This window comes from Pseudonocardia sp. HH130630-07 (assembly GCF_001698125.1).
Classification (GTDB): Bacteria; Actinomycetota; Actinomycetes; order Mycobacteriales; family Pseudonocardiaceae; genus Pseudonocardia.
Map to the genome: position 1 here is coordinate 173,748 of NZ_CP013855.1, position 18,284 is coordinate 192,031.

At 76.5% G+C, this 18,284-nt stretch carries 1 protein-coding gene (only partly in view); it reads right to left on the minus strand.

Translation table 11 applies throughout. The features are described from left to right. A protein-coding gene (locus AFB00_RS29665) for a type I polyketide synthase (RefSeq protein WP_083276246.1) crosses the window boundary here: on the minus strand, positions 1-18,284 show its 3' portion. It continues 10,027 nt past the right edge of the window; 18,284 of the gene's 28,311 nt are visible here — the last part of the coding sequence; its start codon lies beyond the right edge, outside the window; the stop codon is at positions 1-3.

Sequence of the window (18,284 nt, forward strand, 5' to 3'; positions counted from 1 at the left end):
TCATCGTGCGCTCCGGTCCTCGTCGTGCTCGTTGTCCAGGGCAGCGCGGACGAGGTCGTCGATCGCCATGTCGTCGATCGCGCCGTCGTCGCCGTCCGGGCCGTGAGCGGCGGCGTGCCCGTTGCCACCCGCGTGCCCGTTGCCACCCGCGTGCCCGTTGCCACCCGCGTGCCCGTTGCCGTTGCCGTTGCCGGCCGTGTGGCCGTCGGCGGCTGCGTGCCCGTTGCCGCCCGCGTGGCCGTGGGTGGGGCTGCCGGCGAGTGCGAGCACCGGGTCCAGCAACCCGGACTCACGCAACAGCTCCAGCGGCACGCTCGCCAGCAGTGCCCGGATCCCGGCCTCCTCGGCCTCCTGCGCGTCCGGCCCCGGGTCCGATCCGCTGTCGGGTCCGCTGCCGGACCCGCTTCCGAGCTCGGTGCCGATGTGGTCGGCGAGCTCACCGGGCGTCGCGTGGTCGAAGACCAGCGTCGCCGACAGGCTCAGCCCGGTCGCCGCGCCGAGCTGGTTGCGCAGCTCCACCGAGGCGAGGGAGTCGAAGCCCAGATCGCGGAACGCGCGGTCCGGCCCGATCTCGTCGGCACCGCCGTAGCCGAGGATGTCGGCGGTACGGCCGCACACGAGCTCCAGCAGCGTCCGCCGGCGCCGCGCCGGGGACAGTCCGGCCAGCTTCTCCCGCAGCGACGGGCCACTGTCGGTGCCCGCGGGCTCCGGTGTCGTGGCCGCCAGATCGGCGTAGCCGGGCAGCTCGCGCAGCAGCGGGCTCGGGCGGGCCGCGGTGAACGTTCGCACGAACCGCGCCAGGTCGACGTCGGACACTACCGCGGTGGCCTGATGTCCCCCGGCCAGCCGGCGCAGCGTCGCCACCGCGCGGTCCGGGTCCATCGGTGTGACGCCGGTGCGCCGCGACACCTCCTCGGCGTCGGCACCGGCCGCCATCCCGGCACCGCCCCAGGCCCCCCAGGAGATCGACGTCGCGGCCCGGCCGTTGGCGCGGCGACGCTCGGCCAGCGCGTCCAGCACGGCGTTGGCCGCGGCGTAGTTGGCCTGCCCGGCGTTGCCGACCGCGGCCGAGGCCGAGGCGAACAGGACGAACGCGTCCAGGTCGCCGGTCAGCTCGTCGAGCAGCAGCGCCGAGGTGACCTTCGACCGGAACACCGCGGCGAACCGTTCGGGGGTGAGGCCGTCGAGGACGCCGTCGTCGAGCACGCCCGCGGTGTGCACGACGGCGGTGAGCGGCCGCTCGTCACCGACACCGTCGAGCAGCGCGGTGAGCTGCGTGCGGTCGGCGACGTCGCACGCCGCGACCGTGACCTGTGCGCCCAGCCCGGTGAGCTCCGCGACCAGATCGTCCGCACCCGGTGCGTCCGGCCCGCGGCGCCCGGCGAGCAGCAGGTGCGGGGCCCGTCCGTCGTCGCTGCGGGTCGTGGCCAGGTGCCGCGCGACCTGCGCACCGAGTGCACCGGTGCCGCCGGTGATCAGCACGGTGCCGGTCGGCTCCCAGGCCGTGTCGTCGTCGCTGTCCCCGGCCGCGACGAGCCGGCGGCCGAACGCCGCCGACGCCCGGATCGCGACCTGGTCCTCGTGCTCGTGGCCGGCCAGGATCGCGGCCAGCCGCGCGGCGACGGCGTCGTCGATGTCACCCGCTGCCTCCGGGAGGTCGACCAGACCACCCCAGCGGTCCGGGTGCTCGAGCGCGGCCACCCGGCCCAGGCCCCACACCCCGGCCTGCTCCGGTCGCGCCGGTGCCTCGGTCGCGGCGACCGAGACGGCCCCGCGGGTGACCGCCCACAGTGGTGCGGGCAGCCCGGCGTCGCCGAGCGCCTGCACCAGCGTGGCGGTGGCCGTGGTGCCGGCCGGTACCACGGCGTCCGGCTCCGGGTCGGCCAGTGCCAGCAGGCTCAGCACGCCGGACACGGCGCCGACGTGCGGGCTCAGCTGCGCCGCCAGCTCGGCGCGCGACGTACCGGCCCCGACCTCGAGCGGGACGACGCCGGTGCCGAGCGCGTCCAGCGTGGCGCGCACCCAGGCGTCGCCGGCCAGACCGGCGGGCAGCACGGCCAGCCAGGTCCCGGACGGCCGGGCCTGCGGCAGGCCGGTCAGCGGGGTCCAGGTGATGCGCTGACGCCACCCGTCGGTGACCGAACGTTCGCGGTGCCGGCGGCGCCATTCCCCCAGCGCGGGCAGCACCGCGGACAGCTCCCCGTGTTCGACGCCCAGCGTGCCGGCCAACCCGGCGAGATCGCCGCGCTCGACGACGTCCCAGAAGGCCGAGTCGTCACCGGCCGCGCCGGCGGGTGCGGCCGGGGCGACGGGCTTCGGCCAGAAGCGGGCGTGCTGGAAGGCGTAGGTCGGGAGCGCGACCCGGCGGGCCCCGGTACCGGCGAAGAACGCGGGCCAGTCCACGCCCGCCCCGCCCGCCCCGCCCGCGGCCAGCGTCGCCAGCCCGGAGACCAGGGTGGTCTCCTCGTCGCGGTCGCGCCGCAGCAGCCCGGCGACGGTCACGGTGTCGCCCCCGGGGAGCGATTCCCGGGCCAGGGCGGCCAGCGTGCTGTCCGGGCCGAGCTCGCCGAACACGGTCACGCCGCGCCCGGCCAGGGTGGTCACCGCGTCGGCGAAGCGCACCGCGTGGCGGGCGTGCCGCACCCAGTACTCCGGGTCGCCCAGCTCCCCGTCCTCGGCGATCCGGCCGGTCAGCGTGGACACCACCGGGATCGACGGCGCGTGGAAGGTCAGCGAGGCGCAGACCGCCCGGAAGTCCTCGGTGATCGGGTCCATCAGCGGCGAGTGGAACGCGTGGCTGACCGGCAGCCGCCGGGTACGCCTGCCCTGCTCGCGCAGCGGCGCGACCACGGCCTCGACCTGGTCCGCGTCCCCGGACACGACGATCGAGGTGGGCCCGTTCACCGCGGCGATCGCCACCCCCGCGGTGAGCAGCGGCGTGACCTCCTCCTCGGTGGCCGAGACCGCGACCATCGCGCCGCCGGTCGGCAGCGCCTGCATCAGCCGGCCGCGCGCCGCGACCAGGGCGCACGCGTCGTCGAGCGACAGCACGCCCGCGACGTGCGCGGCGGCGATCTCACCGACCGAGTGCCCGGCCACGAACGCCGGCGTCACGCCCCACGACTCGAGCAGCCGGTAGAGCGCCACCTCGAGTGCGAACAACGCTGGCTGAGCATTGCCGGTGCGGTCGAGCGCGTCGGCGTCGGTGCCGTGGACGACCGCACGCACGTCCACGTCCGTGTGGCCGGCGAGCCGGTCGCAGACCTCGTCGAACGCGGCCGCGAACGCCGGGAGGCGCTCGTGGAGCTGCCGGCCCATCCCGAGGCGCTGCGAGCCCTGCCCGGCGAACAGGAACGCGGTCCTGCCCCGCCGCACGGCCCGGTCGTCGACGACGCCCGGTCCGCGACGGCCCTCGGCGAGTGCGGCCAGCCCGTCGAGCAGCTCGTCGTGGGTCGCGGCGACGACCGCGCCGCGGTGCTCGAAGGCGGCCCGGGTGGTGGCCGCGGAGAACGCGATGTCGGCGACGCCGTCGCCGGTGCGGGCGACGTGCTCGCGCAGCCGCTGTGCCTGTGCGCGCAGTGCCGCCGCGCTGCGGCCGGACACCGGTACCGGCACGACCGTCCGGGAGGTCCGCGGTGCCGCCGGTGCCTCGACGGCCGGTGCCTGCTCCAGGATCGCGTGGGCGTTGGTGCCGCTGGCGCCGAAGGAGGACACCGCGGCCCGGCGCGGTCGGCCGGTCTCCGGCCACGGCCGCGCCCGGGTCAGCAGCGACACCGAGCCGGCCGACCAGTCGACGTGCGAGGACGGCCGGTCCACGTGCAGGGTCGCCGGGAGGGTTCCGTGCTGCATCGCCAGCACCATCTTGATCACGCCGGCGACACCGGAGGCGGACTGGGTGTGGCCGATGTTGGACTTCACCGACCCGAGCAGCAGCGGCTCGGTCCGGTCCTGCCCGTAGGTCGCGAGCAGGGCCTGGGCCTCGATCGGGTCACCGAGCGTGGTGCCGGTGCCGTGTGCCTCCACGGCGTCGACCTCGGCCGGGGAGAGCCCCGCCACGGCGAGCCCGCGGCGGATGACGCGCTGCTGGGCGCCGCCGTTCGGCGCGGTGAGCCCGTTCGACGCCCCGTCCTGGTTGGTGGCCGAGCCGCGCAGCACCGCGAGTACCTCGTGGCCGCGCAGGCGGGCCTGCGACAGGCGCTCGACGACGAGCAGGCCGACACCCTCGGACCAGCCGGTGCCGTCGGCGGAGTCGGAGAACGCCTTGCACCGCCCGTCCGGGGACAGCGCGCCCATCTCGCCGAACTCGACGAGCCCGACGGGGGTGGACATCACCGTGACACCGCCGGCGAGGGCGATCGAGCACTCCCCCGCCCGCACCGCCTGCGCGGCCAGGTGCAGCGCCACCAGCGACGACGAGCAGGCCGTGTCCACGGTGACGGCCGGGCCCTGCAGCCCGAAGGTGTAGGATAGCCGGCCGGAGATCAGGCTGGCCGACTGTGCGGTGGCCGAGTGCCCCTCCTGGCCCGACGGCGGCCGGTAGTCACCGGTGCCGCCGCCGACGAACACGCCGGTGTCGCTGCCGCGCAGCGTGGACGGGTCGATCCCGGCCCGTTCGAACGCCTCCTGTGCGGCTTCGAGGACGATCCGCTGCTGCGGGTCCATCACCATCGCCTCGCGTGGTGAGATGCCGAAGAAGCCGGGGTCGAAGTCGGCGACGTCGTGCAGGAACCCGCCTGCGCGGGACACGCCCCGCCCGGCGGCGAGCCGGTCGAGGTCCCAGCCGCGGTCGACGGGCAGCCCGCCGACGGCGTCGGTCTCCTCGGTCAGCAGCCGCCACAGGTCCTCCGGGGAACGGACCCCGCCGGGGTAGCGGCAGCTCATCCCGACGATCACGACCGGATCGTCGGCGTCGGCCACGGTCACCGAGGTGTCGGCGACCGCGCTGCGCTGCCCGGTCAGCTCGCTGCGCAGCTGCTCCGCCAGCGCGTCCGGGGTCGGGTGGTCGAACACCAGGGTCGCCGGCAGCGTCAGCCCGGTCGCCGCGGTGAGCCGGTTGCGCAGGTCGACCGCGGTGAGCGAGTCGAACCCGAGGTCGGTGAACGGCAGGTCCGGTTCGACGGCCGCCGGGCCGTCGTGGCCCAGTACGTGGGCCGCCTCGGCCCGGACCAGGTCGAGCACCACCTCGGCGCCCTGCTCGGCGGTCAGGCCGGCCAGGCGGGCGGACAGCTCGGCGTCGCCCGCGGGGGCGGTGCTGGTGTCGGTGATCGCGCGCCGGGCCTCGGGCAGCTCGTCGAGTAGGGCCGCGATCCGCCCGGGGGCGAACGACGGCGCGAACGTCGCCCAGTCGACGTCGGCCACGGTGACCGACGTGCCCGCGGCCACCGCCGCGCCGAGCGCGGACAGTGCCCGGTCCGGGTCGAGGGTGGGCAGGCCGTTGAGCCGCAGGTGCGCGGCCATCGAGTTCTCGACCAGGCCGCTCCAGGCCGCGAAGGCCAGGGCCGTGCCGGACGCGCCGCGTGCGGCGCGGCGCTCGGCGATGGCGGTGTAGGCGGCGCCGGTCTCGGCGTCGGCGTCCTGCCCGCGCACGCCCCAGGTCGCGGCGATCGTGGTGCACAGGACGAACGCGTCCACGTCGGGCAGTGCCGCGTCCAGGGCGAGCGCCCCGTCGACGGCGCTGCGGCCAGCGGGTTCGGCGTGCACGACGGCCGTCGGGGTGTCGCCGTCGAAGGCGGGGGCGCGGTCGGCGGAGTAGTCGGCGGCGCGGGTGGCGACGACGGTCACTCCGATCTCCTCGTGCAACGTCACGGCCGCGGGGGTGTCCGGGCCGGCCGGGTCGAGCAGCAGCACGCGTTCCGCGCCGCGGGCGGCGACCCGGCGGGCGATCCGCCCGCCCAGACCGTCGGCGGGGCCGGTGACCAGCACCGTCCCGTTCGGCGTCCAGGGCCGGGTCGCGCCGTCCGCGCGGACCAGCCGGCGGGCCAGGACACGCCCGCCACGGACCGCGATCTCGTCGCCGTGGCGGCCGGTCAGAACCTCGGCGAGCGCCGCGGCACCCGCGGCGTCGAGGTCGGGGTCGAGGTCGAGGTCGACCATCCCGCCCCAGCGCTCGGGAGCGGTGCGGGCGGTGGTCCGGGCGGCACCCCAGCGGGCGGCCGCGTCCAGGTCGGTGGGCGACTCGGTGTGGTCGACCGCGACGGCTCCGCGGGTGGCGCACCACAGCGGTGCGTCCACCCCGGCCCGGTCCAGGGCCGCGAGCAGCTCCGCCGGGGCGGTGTCGAGCAGCGAGAGCACGACGTCGACGTCGGTCTCCGCTCCGGTCAGGTCGCCGTCCGGGCCGACCTCGACCCGGATCGCGTCCAGGTGCTCCAGGTGATCATGGGAGCCGGTGCCGGACGGGACGAGCAGCAGCACCCGCGGTGCCTGCTCCGGCGTCGCCCGGTCGGTGATCTCGCGGTCGGTGATCTGCCGCCAGGTCGTGGCGTAGAGGAGCCCGTCGGCGGCGGTGCGCTCGCGACGGTCCCGGCGCCACGCCGAGAGCGCCGGCACCATCGCGGAGAGGGTGTCGTCGCCGACGTGCAGCGTGCCGGCCAGCGACTCCAGGTCCCCGCGTTCCACGGCGTCCCAGAACGCGGCGTCCACCGGGTCCGTGCCGGCGGCGTCTGCGGGTGCGGGCTCGGGCCAGAAGCGGGACCGCTGGAACGCGTAGGTCGGCAGGTCGACGCGGCGGGCGCCGGTGCCGTCGAACCAGCGCGCCCAGTCCACCGGCACCCCGGTGACGTGCAGCCGGGCCACCGCGGTGGTCAGGGTGGCGACCTCGTCGCGGTCACGGCGCAGTGCCGGCACGCAGACCACGTCCGGGTCGTCGATCATCGGCGCGGCCATCGCGGACAGCGGGCCGTCCGGGCCGATCTCCAGGTAGCCCGTGGCGCCGGCCGCGACGAGCCCGGCGACGGCGTCGGCGAAGCGCACCGGCTCCCGGACGTGGCGGACCCAGTAGTCGGGCCCGGCCATGTCCGCGCCGGTCGTGCCGGCCAGGGCGGTGATCACCGGCCGGGTGGGCTCCGCGAGTTCCAGACCCTGCACGACCCGGCGGAAGTCGTCGAGCATCGGGTCCATCAGCGGCGAGTGGAAGGCATGGCTCACCCGCAGGCGCGTGGTCCGGCGGTCGGCGAACCGCGCGACCACGGCCTCGACCTCGGCCTCGGTGCCGGAGACCACGACCGAGGTCGGGCCGTTCACCGCGGCGATCGCGACACCGCCGGTCAGGTGCGGGGTCACCTCGTCCTCGGAGGCACCCAGCGCCACCATCGCGCCGCCGGTGGGCAGCGCCTGCATCAGCCGGCCGCGCGCGGCGACCAGCGTGCACGCGTCGGCCAGCGAGAACACCCCGGCCACGTGCGCGGCCGCGATCTCGCCGACCGAGTGCCCGGCCAGCACGTCCGGGACGACGCCCCAGGACTCGAGCAGCCGGTGCAGCGCCACCTCGATCGCGAACAGCGCGGGCTGGGCGTAGCCGGTGTGGGTCAGCTCGCCGGGCTCCTCCCCCCAGACGACGTCGCGCAGCGGGCGGTCCAGCTCGGTGTCCAGGTGCGCGCAGACGGCGTCGAACGCGTCGGCGAAGACCGGGAAGCGGGCGTACAGGTCCCGCCCCATGCCCGGGCGCTGCGAGCCCTGCCCGGTGAACAGCGCGGCCAGCCGGCCACCGGTCACGGCGGTGCCGCGGGCCACCTCGGTGGTGGTGCTGCCGTCGGCCAGCAGGACGGCCCGGTACCGGAACGCGGTGCGGCCGGTCGCGAGCGACCATCCGACGTCCACGGTGGAGCCGGGGTGCCCGTCCAGGCGGGCGATCTGGTCGTCGAGTGCGGCCCGGCCGGCGCCGGAGACGACCCACGGCACGTGCCCGACCGGTTCCGCAGCGGGAGCCTCGGCCTCGGCCGGGGCCTGCTCGACGATGACGTGCGCGTTGGTACCGCTGACGCCGAACGCCGAGACGCCGGCCCGGCGCGGGCGGCCGCGCTCCGGCCACGGCGCCGCCTCGGCGAGCAGCGAGACCGCGCCCGCGGCCCAGTCCACGTGCGACGACGGGGTCTCGGCGTGCAGGGTGCGCGGCAGCGTGGCGTGCCGCATCGCCATCACCATCTTGATCACGCCGCCGACACCGGCGGCGGCCTGGCTGTGCCCGATGTTGGACTTGAGCGCGCCGAGGCGCAGCGGCTCGCTGCGGTCGGCCCCGTACGTGGCGATCAGGGCACCGGCCTCGATCGGGTCGCCCAGCGTGGTGCCCGTGCCGTGTGCCTCGACGGCGTCGACGTCGGCCGGGCCGAGCCTGGCGTCGGCCAGCGCGGTGCGGATCACCCGTTGCTGGGCGGGCCCGCTCGGCGCGGTCAGCCCGTTCGACGCGCCGTCCTGGTTGATCGCTCCGCCGCGGACGACCGCCCACACCGGGTGGCCGTGGCGGCGGGCGTCGGACAGGCGTTCCAGGACCAGCACGCCGGCGCCCTCGGACCAGGCGGTCCCGTCGGCGCCGTCACCGAAGGCCTTGCACCGGCCGTCCGGGGCGAGCCCGGACTGGGTGGAGAACTCGCGGAACGAGTCCGGCCCGGCCATCACCGAGACCCCGCCCGCGAACACCAGCGAGCACTCGCCGGAGCGCAGTGCCGCCGCGCCCCACTGCAGCGCGACCAGCGATGCCGAGCAGGCGGTGTCGACGGTGACCGCGGGCCCCTCGAGCCCGAGGACGTAGGACAGCCGCCCGGACAGGACGCTCGCGGTGTTGCCGGTGGCGACGTGCCCGGCGACGTCGGCGCGGGCGCGGCGCAGCATCTGCGGGTAGTCCTGCCCGTTGGTGCCGACGAACACGCCGGCGTCGGCGCCGCGCAGGCTGCGCGGGTCGATCCCGGCCCGCTCGCACGCCTCCCACGCGGTCTCCAGCAGCAGTCGCTGCTGCGGGTCCATCGCGAGCGCCTCACGCGGGGAGATGCCGAAGAAGCCGGCGTCGAAGTCGGCGACGTCGTGCAAGAACCCGCCGTGGCCGGTGTCCGAGCCGCCCGCGGCCAGGGACTCCAGGTCCCAGCCGCGGTCGGCCGGGAAGCCGGTGATGGCGTCACGACCAGCGTCGACGAGGTCCCACAGCTCCTCCGGCGAGGTGACCCCGCCGGGGTAGCGGCAGCCGATGCCGACGATCACGACCGGGTCGTCCGGGTCGTGGCCCGTCCCGGCAGAGGCGGCCCGGTGGGCCGGGACCGCCGCCGCGGGCTCGCCGAGACGCAGCTCGGAGAGCAGGTGCGCGGCGAGCGCACCGGGGGTCGGGTGGTCGAACACGACGGTCGTGGGCAGGGTCAGGCCGGTCGCGGCGCCGAGGGCGTTGCGCAGCTCGACCGTGGTCAGCGAGTCCATGCCCAGGTCGGTGAACGCCCGGTCCGCGGTGATCGCGGACGGGTCACCGTGGCCGAGTACACCGGCCACCGTGGCGGTGACCAGCTCGGCGACCACACCGGCCCGTTCCGCGTCCGGCCGCGCGGCGAGCGTGCGCACCAGGTCCGGTGCCGCCGGACCGGCCTCGACCGCGGTGGGCGCCAGCGCCCGCACCTGCGGCAGGTCGGCGACCAGGGGGGCCGGGCGGGACGCCGAGAGCACCGGGGCGAACCGGCTCCAGTCGACATCGGCGACGACGACAGTGGTGTCGCCGTGGGCCAGCGCGGTCCACAGCGCGCCCAGCGCCCGCTCGGGTGCCATCGGGTGCAGGCCCCCGCGGGCGACGCGACGCGCGACACCGTCCCCGTCGGCGACCATGCCGGTCTCGTCCCACGGGCCCCATGCCACCGAGGTGGCCGGGCGCCCTGCGGCACGCCGCACCACGGCGGCGGCGTCGAGCACGGCGTTCGCGGCGGCGTAGTTGCCCTGCCCTGCGGCGCCGATGGTGCCGGCGACCGAGGAGAACAGGACGAACGCGGCCAGGTCGTGGTCCGCGGTGAGCTCGTCGAGCACCGCGACGGCGCCCGCCTTGGCCCGCAGCACGGTCCCGAGCCGCTCGGGGGTGAGCCCGTCCAGGACGCCGTCGTCGACGACGCCCGCGGTGTGGAACACCGCGCGCAGCGGCGCGTCCGCCGGTGCCCCGGCCAGGACCTGGGCCATCGCGTCGCGGTCGGCGACGTCGGCCGCGACGAGGGTGACCCCGGCGCCGAGCGCGGTGAGCTCGGCACGCAGCGGGTCCGCGCCGGGCGCGTCCGGTCCGCGCCGGCTGACCAGCAGCAGGTGCGCGACACCGGCCCCGGCCAGCTGCCGGGCCAGCCGGGCACCGATCCCGCCGGTGCCGCCGGTGACCAGCACGGTGGAACCGGCCAGGTCGGCGAGGTCGACGCCGTCGGCAGCGCGTGTCGTGTCCGGCGCGGTGCTCAGCCGCCGGCCCAGTACCCCGGACGTACGGACGGCGATCTGGTCCTCCCCGGAGCCCGGGGTGGCCGCCAGCGCTCCGGCCAGGCGGCGCAGCACCGACGGGTCGGACGCCGACGCGTCGCCGGGCAGGTCGGCCAGGCCGCCCCAGCGGTCGGGGTGTTCCAGCGCCGCGACCCGGCCCAGGCCCCACACGGCCGCCTGCTCGGGCGAGCGCAGCGGGTCCGAGCGTCCGGTGGACACCGCGCCGCGGGTCAGCGCCCACAGCGGCGCGGTGATCCCGGCATCGCCGAGTGCCTGCAGCAGCGTGGTGGTGGCGACCAGCCCGGCCGGGACCGGCCCGGCCGCGGTGGTCACCTCGCCGGGGGTCGTCGCCAGCAGCGAGACCACGCCGGTCACCGGCGCGGCCGCCTCGGCCAGCCGCGCGGTCAGCCCAGCGGCCAGGTCGGAGCGTTCGGCGGTGGTGGTCTCGAACCGCACGGTCCGCTGCCCCAGCACGCCGGCCAGCGCGTCGGCGAGCGGCGCGGTGTCGGGGGTGCCGACCAGCAGCCAGGTCCCGTCGACGACGGCGTCGCGGGAGGACTGCAGCGGCGCCCAGGTGACGCGGTGGCGCCATCCGTCGACGGCGTTGCGTTCGGTCCGGCGACGTCGCCACGACGACAGCGCCGGGACCACCGTGCCGAGCGTTGTACCGTCGAGTTCGAGTTCGGTGGCGAGTGTGTCCAGGTCGGCGTGCTCGATCGCGGCCCAGAACTCGGCGTCCACCGGGTCGGTCGTGCCGGTGGGCGTGGCGCCGGCAGCGGTCGGCTCCGGCCAGAACCGGCGACGCCGGAAGGCGTAGGTCGGGAGGTCGACCCGGCGGGCGCCGGTGCCGGCGAAGAACGCGCCGAGCTCGGTCTGCGCGCCGTGCACGACCAGCCCGGCCAGGGCCGCGGTCAGCGCGGCCGCCTCCGGGCGGTCCCGGCGCAGGCTCGGCACCAGCGCGACGTCCGCGCCGAGGCCGTCGGCGTCGAGGGTGTCCCGGGCCATCGCGGTGAGCACCGCGTCCGGGCCCAGTTCCAGCACGGCGCCGGCTCCGGCCGCGACCAGGCCGCGGACGACGTCGGCGAACCGGACGGCGCCGCGGACGTGGTCGGCCCAGTACTGCGCCGTGGTGACCGCCTCCGCGTCGACCGGCTCCCCGGTCAGGTCGGAGACCAGCGGGATCCGCGGGGCGTGGAACCGGAGCCGGGAGGCGATCGCGGTGAACTCCGCGAGCATCGGGTCCATCAGCGGCGAGTGGAACGCGTGGCTGACGGTCAGCTCGCGGGTGCGGCGACCGCCCGCGGCCAGCTGTGCGGCGACCGCACGCGTCCCGTCGGCGTCCCCGGAGACCACGACCGCGCGCGGCCCGTTCACCGCGGCGATCGCGACGCCGTCGGTGAGCAGCGGGGTCACCTCGTCCTCGGAGGCCTCGACGGCGATCATCGTGCCGGACGGGGGAAGCGCCTCCATCAGGCGACCGCGGGCAGCGACCAGAGTGCACGCGTCGTCCAGGGACAGCACGCCCGCGACGTGCGCGGCGGCCAGCTCACCGATCGAGTGCCCGGCGACCTGGTCCGGGTGCACGCCCCAGGACTCGACCAGGCGGAACAGCGCGACCTCGATCGCGAACAGCGCGGGCTGGGTGTAGCCGGTGCGGTCGAGCAGGGCGGCGTCGGGACTGCCGTCCTCGGCGAACATCACCTCGCGCAGTGGACGGTCCAGCTCGGTGTCGAATCGGGCGAGGATCTCGTCGAGCGCGTCGGCGAACGCCGGGAACGCGCGGTAGAGCTCACGTCCGGCGCCGGGCCGCTGGCTGCCCTGCCCGGTGAACACCACGGCGAGGCCGCCGCGTGCCGGGCCGGCGCCCGCGGTGTCGTTGCGGATCAGGGCCGGGTCGGGCCGGTCGTCGGCGATCGCGGACAACGCGCGGTCGAGTGCGTCCGGGTCGCTGTCGGGGCCCCCGGTCACGACCGCGGCGCGGTGGGAGAACAGCCCGCGGGAGGTGGCCAGCGAGTAGGCCAGATCGGTGGGGTGCACCCCTTCGGCGAGACGCTCCCGCAGCGCCGCAGCCTGCGCCTTCAGCGCCTCCCGCGAGCGGCCGGAGACGATCACCGGCACGCAGACCTGCGCCGGCTCGGTCACGTCCTCGGCCTCGTCGGGGGCCTGCTCGAGCACGGTGTGGGCGTTCGTGCCGCTCAGCCCGAACGAGGACACCGCGGCCCGGCGCGGACGCCCGGTCCGTGGCCAGGAGAACTCGTCCCGGGCCAGCGTGATCTCGCCGGCGCTCCAGTCCACGTGGGTGGACGGCCGGTCGACGTGCAGCGTGCGCGGCACGACGCCGTGCCGCATCGCCAGCACCGTCTTGATCACGCCGGCGATGCCGGACGCCATCTGGGTGTGGCCGATGTTGGACTTCACCGAGCCCAACAGCAGCGGGTGCTCCCGGTCCTGGCCGTAGGTGGCCAGCAGCGCCTGTGCTTCGATCGGGTCGCCGAGGGCGGTGCCGGTGCCGTGGCCCTCGACGACGTCGATCTCGGCCGGGGTCAGCCCGGCGTCGGCCAGCGCGGCACCGATCACCCGCTGCTGCGCGGGCCCGTTCGGGGCGGTCAGGCCGTTCGACGCGCCGTCGGAGTTGATCGCCGAGCCGCGGATCACGGCCAGCACCGGGTGGCCCAGCCGCCGGGCCTCGGACAGCCGCTCGACCAGCACGAGCCCGACGCCCTCGGCGAGGGTCATCCCGTCGGCGGAGTCGGAGTAGGCCTTGCAACGGCCGTCGACCGCCATCGCCCGCTGCCGGCTGAAGCCGATGAACGCGTCCGGGGTGGACATCACCGACACACCGCCGGCCAGCGCGAGGGAGCTCTCACCACTGCGCACCGAGCGGCACGCCAGGTGCAGCGCCACCAGCGACGACGAGCACGCAGTGTCCAGCGTGATCGCCGGCCCCTCCAGCCCGAGCAGGTAGGCCACCCGCCCGGAGAGGATCGACGACAGCGCGCCGGTGACCATGTGGCCCTCGGACCCGCCCTCGCCGGCGCCCGCCGAGTAGTCCTGGTAGCTGGCACCGACGAAGGTGCCAGTGGTGCTGCCGCGCAGGGTCGCCGGGTCCACCCCGGCGCGCTCGAACGCCTCCCAGGCCGTCTCGAGCAGCAGCCGCTGCTGCGGGTCCATCGACAGCGCCTCGCGGGGCGAGATGCCGAAGAAGTCGGCGTCGAAGTCGGCGACGTCGTGCAGGAAGCCGCCCTGGGTGGAGTAGGTCGTCCCGGGGTGGTCGGGGTCCGGGTCGAAGATCGCCTCGGCGTCCCATCCGCGGTCCGCGGGGAACCCGGAGACCGCGTCCACACCTCCGGTGACCAGGTCCCACAGCTGCTCGGGCGAGCCGACCCCGCCCGGGTAGCGGCAGCTCATCGCGACGATCGCGACCGGCTCGTCGTCCACGGCGGCGGCCGGCACCGGGCCGGTCGGGGGCGTGGCCGTGTCGCCGGTGACCATCGAGCGCAGGAACGCCGCGAGCGCGACCGGGTTCGGGTGGTCGAACACCGTCGTGGTGGGCAGCGTCAGTCCGGTCGCGGCGGCCAGCCGGTTGCGCAGCTCGACCGCGGTCAGCGAGTCGAACCCGACGTCGCGGAACGCGGTCCGCTCGCCGAGCTCGGACGGTCCGGACAGGCCGAGCGCGGTGGCGGCCTCGGCGCGCACGATGTCGACCAGGACGCGGTCGGTGTCGGCCGGGCTGAGCCCGGCCAGCCGGGTCGCCAGTGCTCCGCCCGCGGCGGCCGCGGCGGGCTCCGGTGCGGCGGCGGGGCGGCGCATCTCGGGCAGCTCGGAGAACAGGGTGCTCTCCCGGACCGCGGTGAAGACCGGGTGGTAGCGCTCCCAGTCGATGTCGGCGACGGCGAGCACGGTGTCCCGCTCGTCGAGCGCGCGGGCCAGTCCGGCCAGCGCCGTGGCCGGGTCCATGAACACCAGGCCGCTGCGCAGGATCTGGTCGGCGTCGACCCGGCCGAGGTCGCGGTCGTCGGCCCAGATCCCCCAGGAGATCGCGGTCGCGGGCACCCCGCGGGCACGGCGCTGCTCGGCGAGCGCGGCCAGGTAGGCGTTGCCGGCCACGTAGGCGGCGTGCGCCCCGCTGCCCCACATCCCGGCGGTCGAGGAGAACAGCACGAACGCGTCGAGCTCGTCGTCGTCGAGCAGCTCGTCGAGGTGCCGGGCACCGTCGACCTTGGCCCGCAGTACATCGGCGACCTGTTCCGGGCCGGTCTCGTCGATCGCGGCCAGAGTGATCGAGACCGCGGTGTGCAGCACCGTGCGCACGGTGCGGCCCCCGGCGCGCAGGCCCTCCAGCAGCCCGACGACCGACTCCCGGTCACCGAGGTCGCAGGCGACCATCTCGGCCTCGGTGCCCAGCTCGGCCAGCTCGGCGAGCAGCTGTGCGGCGCCCGGGGCGTCCGGGCCGCGGCGGCTGGTCAGGACCAGGTGCTCGGCGCCGCGGCGGGCCAGCCAGCGGGCGATATGCGGGGCCAGGGTGCCGGTGCCGCCGGTGAGCAGTGTGGTGCCGCGCGGGGTCCAGCCGGGACCGCCGGGCGCGGCGCCGGGGGCGGCCCGCACGACACGCCGGGCGAACACACCGGAGTCGCGGAGCGCGACCTGGTCCTCGCCGGTATGCCCGGCCAGCACGCCGGCCAGGCGGGCGGCGGCCCGCTGGTCGAGCTCTGCGGGGAGGTCGACGGTGCCGCCGACCCGCTCCGGGTGCTCCAGCGCCGCGGTCCACACGACGCCCTGCACGAGCGCCTGCAGCGGAGCGGTGACCGGGTCGGCGCGCCCGGTGCTGACCGCGCCCGTGGTCACGCTCCACAGCGGCGCGGTGACGCCCGCGTCCCCGAGTGCCTGGATCAGCGCCACGATGAGCGCGACGCCGCGGGTCAGCGACGGCTGCTCGTCCGCCGTCCCCTCGGCCAGGGGCCGCTCGTCGGCGGCGAGCAGGGAGAGCACCCCGGCGACCGGGCCGCTGCCCAGACGGGCGGCGACCTCGGCCCGGTCGGTGCCGGTGGGGTCGAGCTCCACGTACCGGACCTCGGCACCGTGCTCACGCAGCGTCCGCGCCACGGCCCCGTCGGCCCCGGTGCCCCCGGTGCCGACGAGCAGCCAGGTGCCTTCCAGCACCCCCGGCGCGGTGTTCGGCAGCGGCTTCCACACCGTGCGGTAACGCCAGGCGTCGAGGGTGTCCCGCTCGCGGTGCCGGCGACGCCAGTCGGCGAGTGCGGGCAGCACCGCGGCCAGCGAGGCACCGTCGGTCCCCGCGTCCAGGTCCAGGTCCGAGCTCAGGGTGTCGAGGTCCTGGGCGTCGACGGCGTCCCAGAACGCGACCTCGGCCGCGTCGGACTCGCGCAGCGTCGCCACCGGCTCGGCGATCGCCCACAGGTGCTCGCGGCGGAACGGGTAGGTGGGCAGCGCGACGCGGCGCCCACCGTCGACGGCGGGGGTCCAGTCGACGTCGACGCCGCGCACCCAGGCCTGGGCCAGCGCGGTCAGGACGCGGTCCGGGCCGCCCTCGTCGCGGCGCAGAGTGCCTGACACTAGTGCCGGGCCGCCCAGGTCCGCGCCGAGCTCCTCGACGGTCTCGGAGATGCCGATCGTCAGCACCGGGTGCGGGCTGATCTCCAGGAACCTCCGGTGGCCCTGCTCGAGCAGGGCGCGCACGGCCGGGGCGAACCGGACCTCGCGGCGCAGGTTCTCGTACCAGTACCCGGTGTCCATCGTCGTGGTGTCGAGCCAGTCACCGGTCACCGTGGACAGGAACGGCACGCTCGAGGCCACCGGGGTGATCGGGGCGAGGGCGGCGCGCACCGGCTCCTCGACGGCCTCGACGTAGGCCGAGTGCGATGCGTAGTCCACCGCGATCCGGCGGGCCCGCACCTCGCGCGCCTGCAGCTGCTCGCCGAGCGCGGTCACCGCGTCCGGCTCGCCGCAGACCACGACCGAGCGCGGCCCGTTGACCGCGGCCACCGACAGCTCGCCCGGGTGCTCCGCCAGCAGGGCCCTGACCTCGTCGGCGGGCAGCGCGACCGACATCATCGCGCCGGCCCCGGACAGGTGCTCGGCGATCGCGCGGCTGCGCAGCGCGACCACCCGGGCACCGTCGTCGAGCGACAGCGCACCGGACACGACCGCGGCGGCGATCTCGCCCTGCGAGTGCCCCAGCACCGCGTCCGGGGTGACGCCGTGGGCGGCCCACACCGCCGCCAGCGACACCATCACCGCGAACGACGCGGGCTGCACCACGTCGACGCGCTCCAGCGTCGGTGTCCCCTCGGCGCCGGTCAGCACGTCCCGCAGCACCCAGTCGACGTGCGGGGACAGCGCGGCCGCGCACTCGTCGAGGCGGGCGGCGAACACCGGCGACGCGGCCGCCAGCTCGGCGCCCATCCCCGCCCACTGCGCGCCCTGCCCGGGGAACACGAACACGGTCCGGCCGTCGACGTCGGCGGTGCCGGTGACGATCCCGGCGGCGGGCTCCCCCGCGGCCAGTGCACGGGCCCGCTCGGCGGGCTCGTCCGTGCCGGTGCCCACGACGACGGCCCGGTCGACCATCTGCGCGCGGGTGGTGGCCAGCGAGAACGCCACATCGGCCGGGGCTGGGGCGTCGGCGACGCCCAGCAGGGAGGCGATCGCAGCGGCGCGATCGCGCAGCGGCTCCGCGCCGCGGGCGGAGATCAGGAACGGCAGGGCTGCGGGTGTCGCCGGCGCCGGCGCATCCGGCTCCAGGCCGTCGGCGGACGCGTCCTGGGCGTCCACCGTGACCTGCTCGGCGCGGGCGGGGACCCGGTCGCCCTCCTCCAGGATCACGTGCGCGTTGGTGCCGCTGATCCCGAACGACGACACCCCGGCCCGGCGGCTGCCCTCGGGCCACTCGGTGGGCTCGTCGACGAGCGCGACCCCGCCCGGCGACCAGTCGATCTGTGCCGACGGCTCGCCGGCGTGCAGCGTCGGCGGCAGCAGGCCGTACCGCATGGCCAGCACCATCTTGATGACGCCGGCGACACCGGCGGCGGACTGGGTGTGCCCGATGTTGGACTTGACCGAACCGAGCAGCAGCGGGCGCTGCGGGTCGCGGTCGAGGCCGTAGGTGGCCATCAGGGCCTGGGCCTCGATCGGGTCGCCGAGCGGTGTCCCGGTGCCGTGCGCCTCCAGCGCGGTCACCTCGCCCGGCTCCACCCCGGCGTTGGCCAGCGCCTGCCGGATGACCCGCTGCTGGGACGGCCCGTTCGGCGCGGTCAGCCCGTTCGAGGCGCCGTCCTGGTTCACCGCCGACCCCCGCACCACGGCGAGCACCTCGTGCCCGTGGGCGCGCGCGTCGGACAGCTTCTCCACGAGCAGCACCGCGACGCCCTCGCCCAGGCTCATCCCGTCCGCGCCGGAGCCGAAGGCCTTGCACCGCCCGTCGGCGGCCAGTGCGCGCTGGCGGCTGAACGCCACGAACGGCGCCGGGGTGGCCATCACGGTCGCGCCGCCGACCAGGGCGAGCGTGCTCTCCCCGCTGCGCAGCGACTGGCAGGCCAGGTGCAGTGCCACCATCGACGACGAGCACGCCGTGTCGACGGTGACCGCGGGGCCCTCCAGCCCGAACAGGTAGGACAGCCGCCCGGACAGCACGCTGGGGATGGTCCCGGTGACCATGTGCCCCTCGGAGGCGCCGTTGCCGGCCGCGGCGCCGGCGCCGTAGTCCTGGAAGCTGGATCCGACGAACGTGCCGGTGCGGGAGCCGCGCAGGGTCGCCGGGTCGATCCCGGCCCTCTCGAACGCCTCCCAGCCGGTCTGCAGCAGCAGCCGCTGCTGCGGGTCCATCGACAGCGCCTCGCGTGGGGAGATGC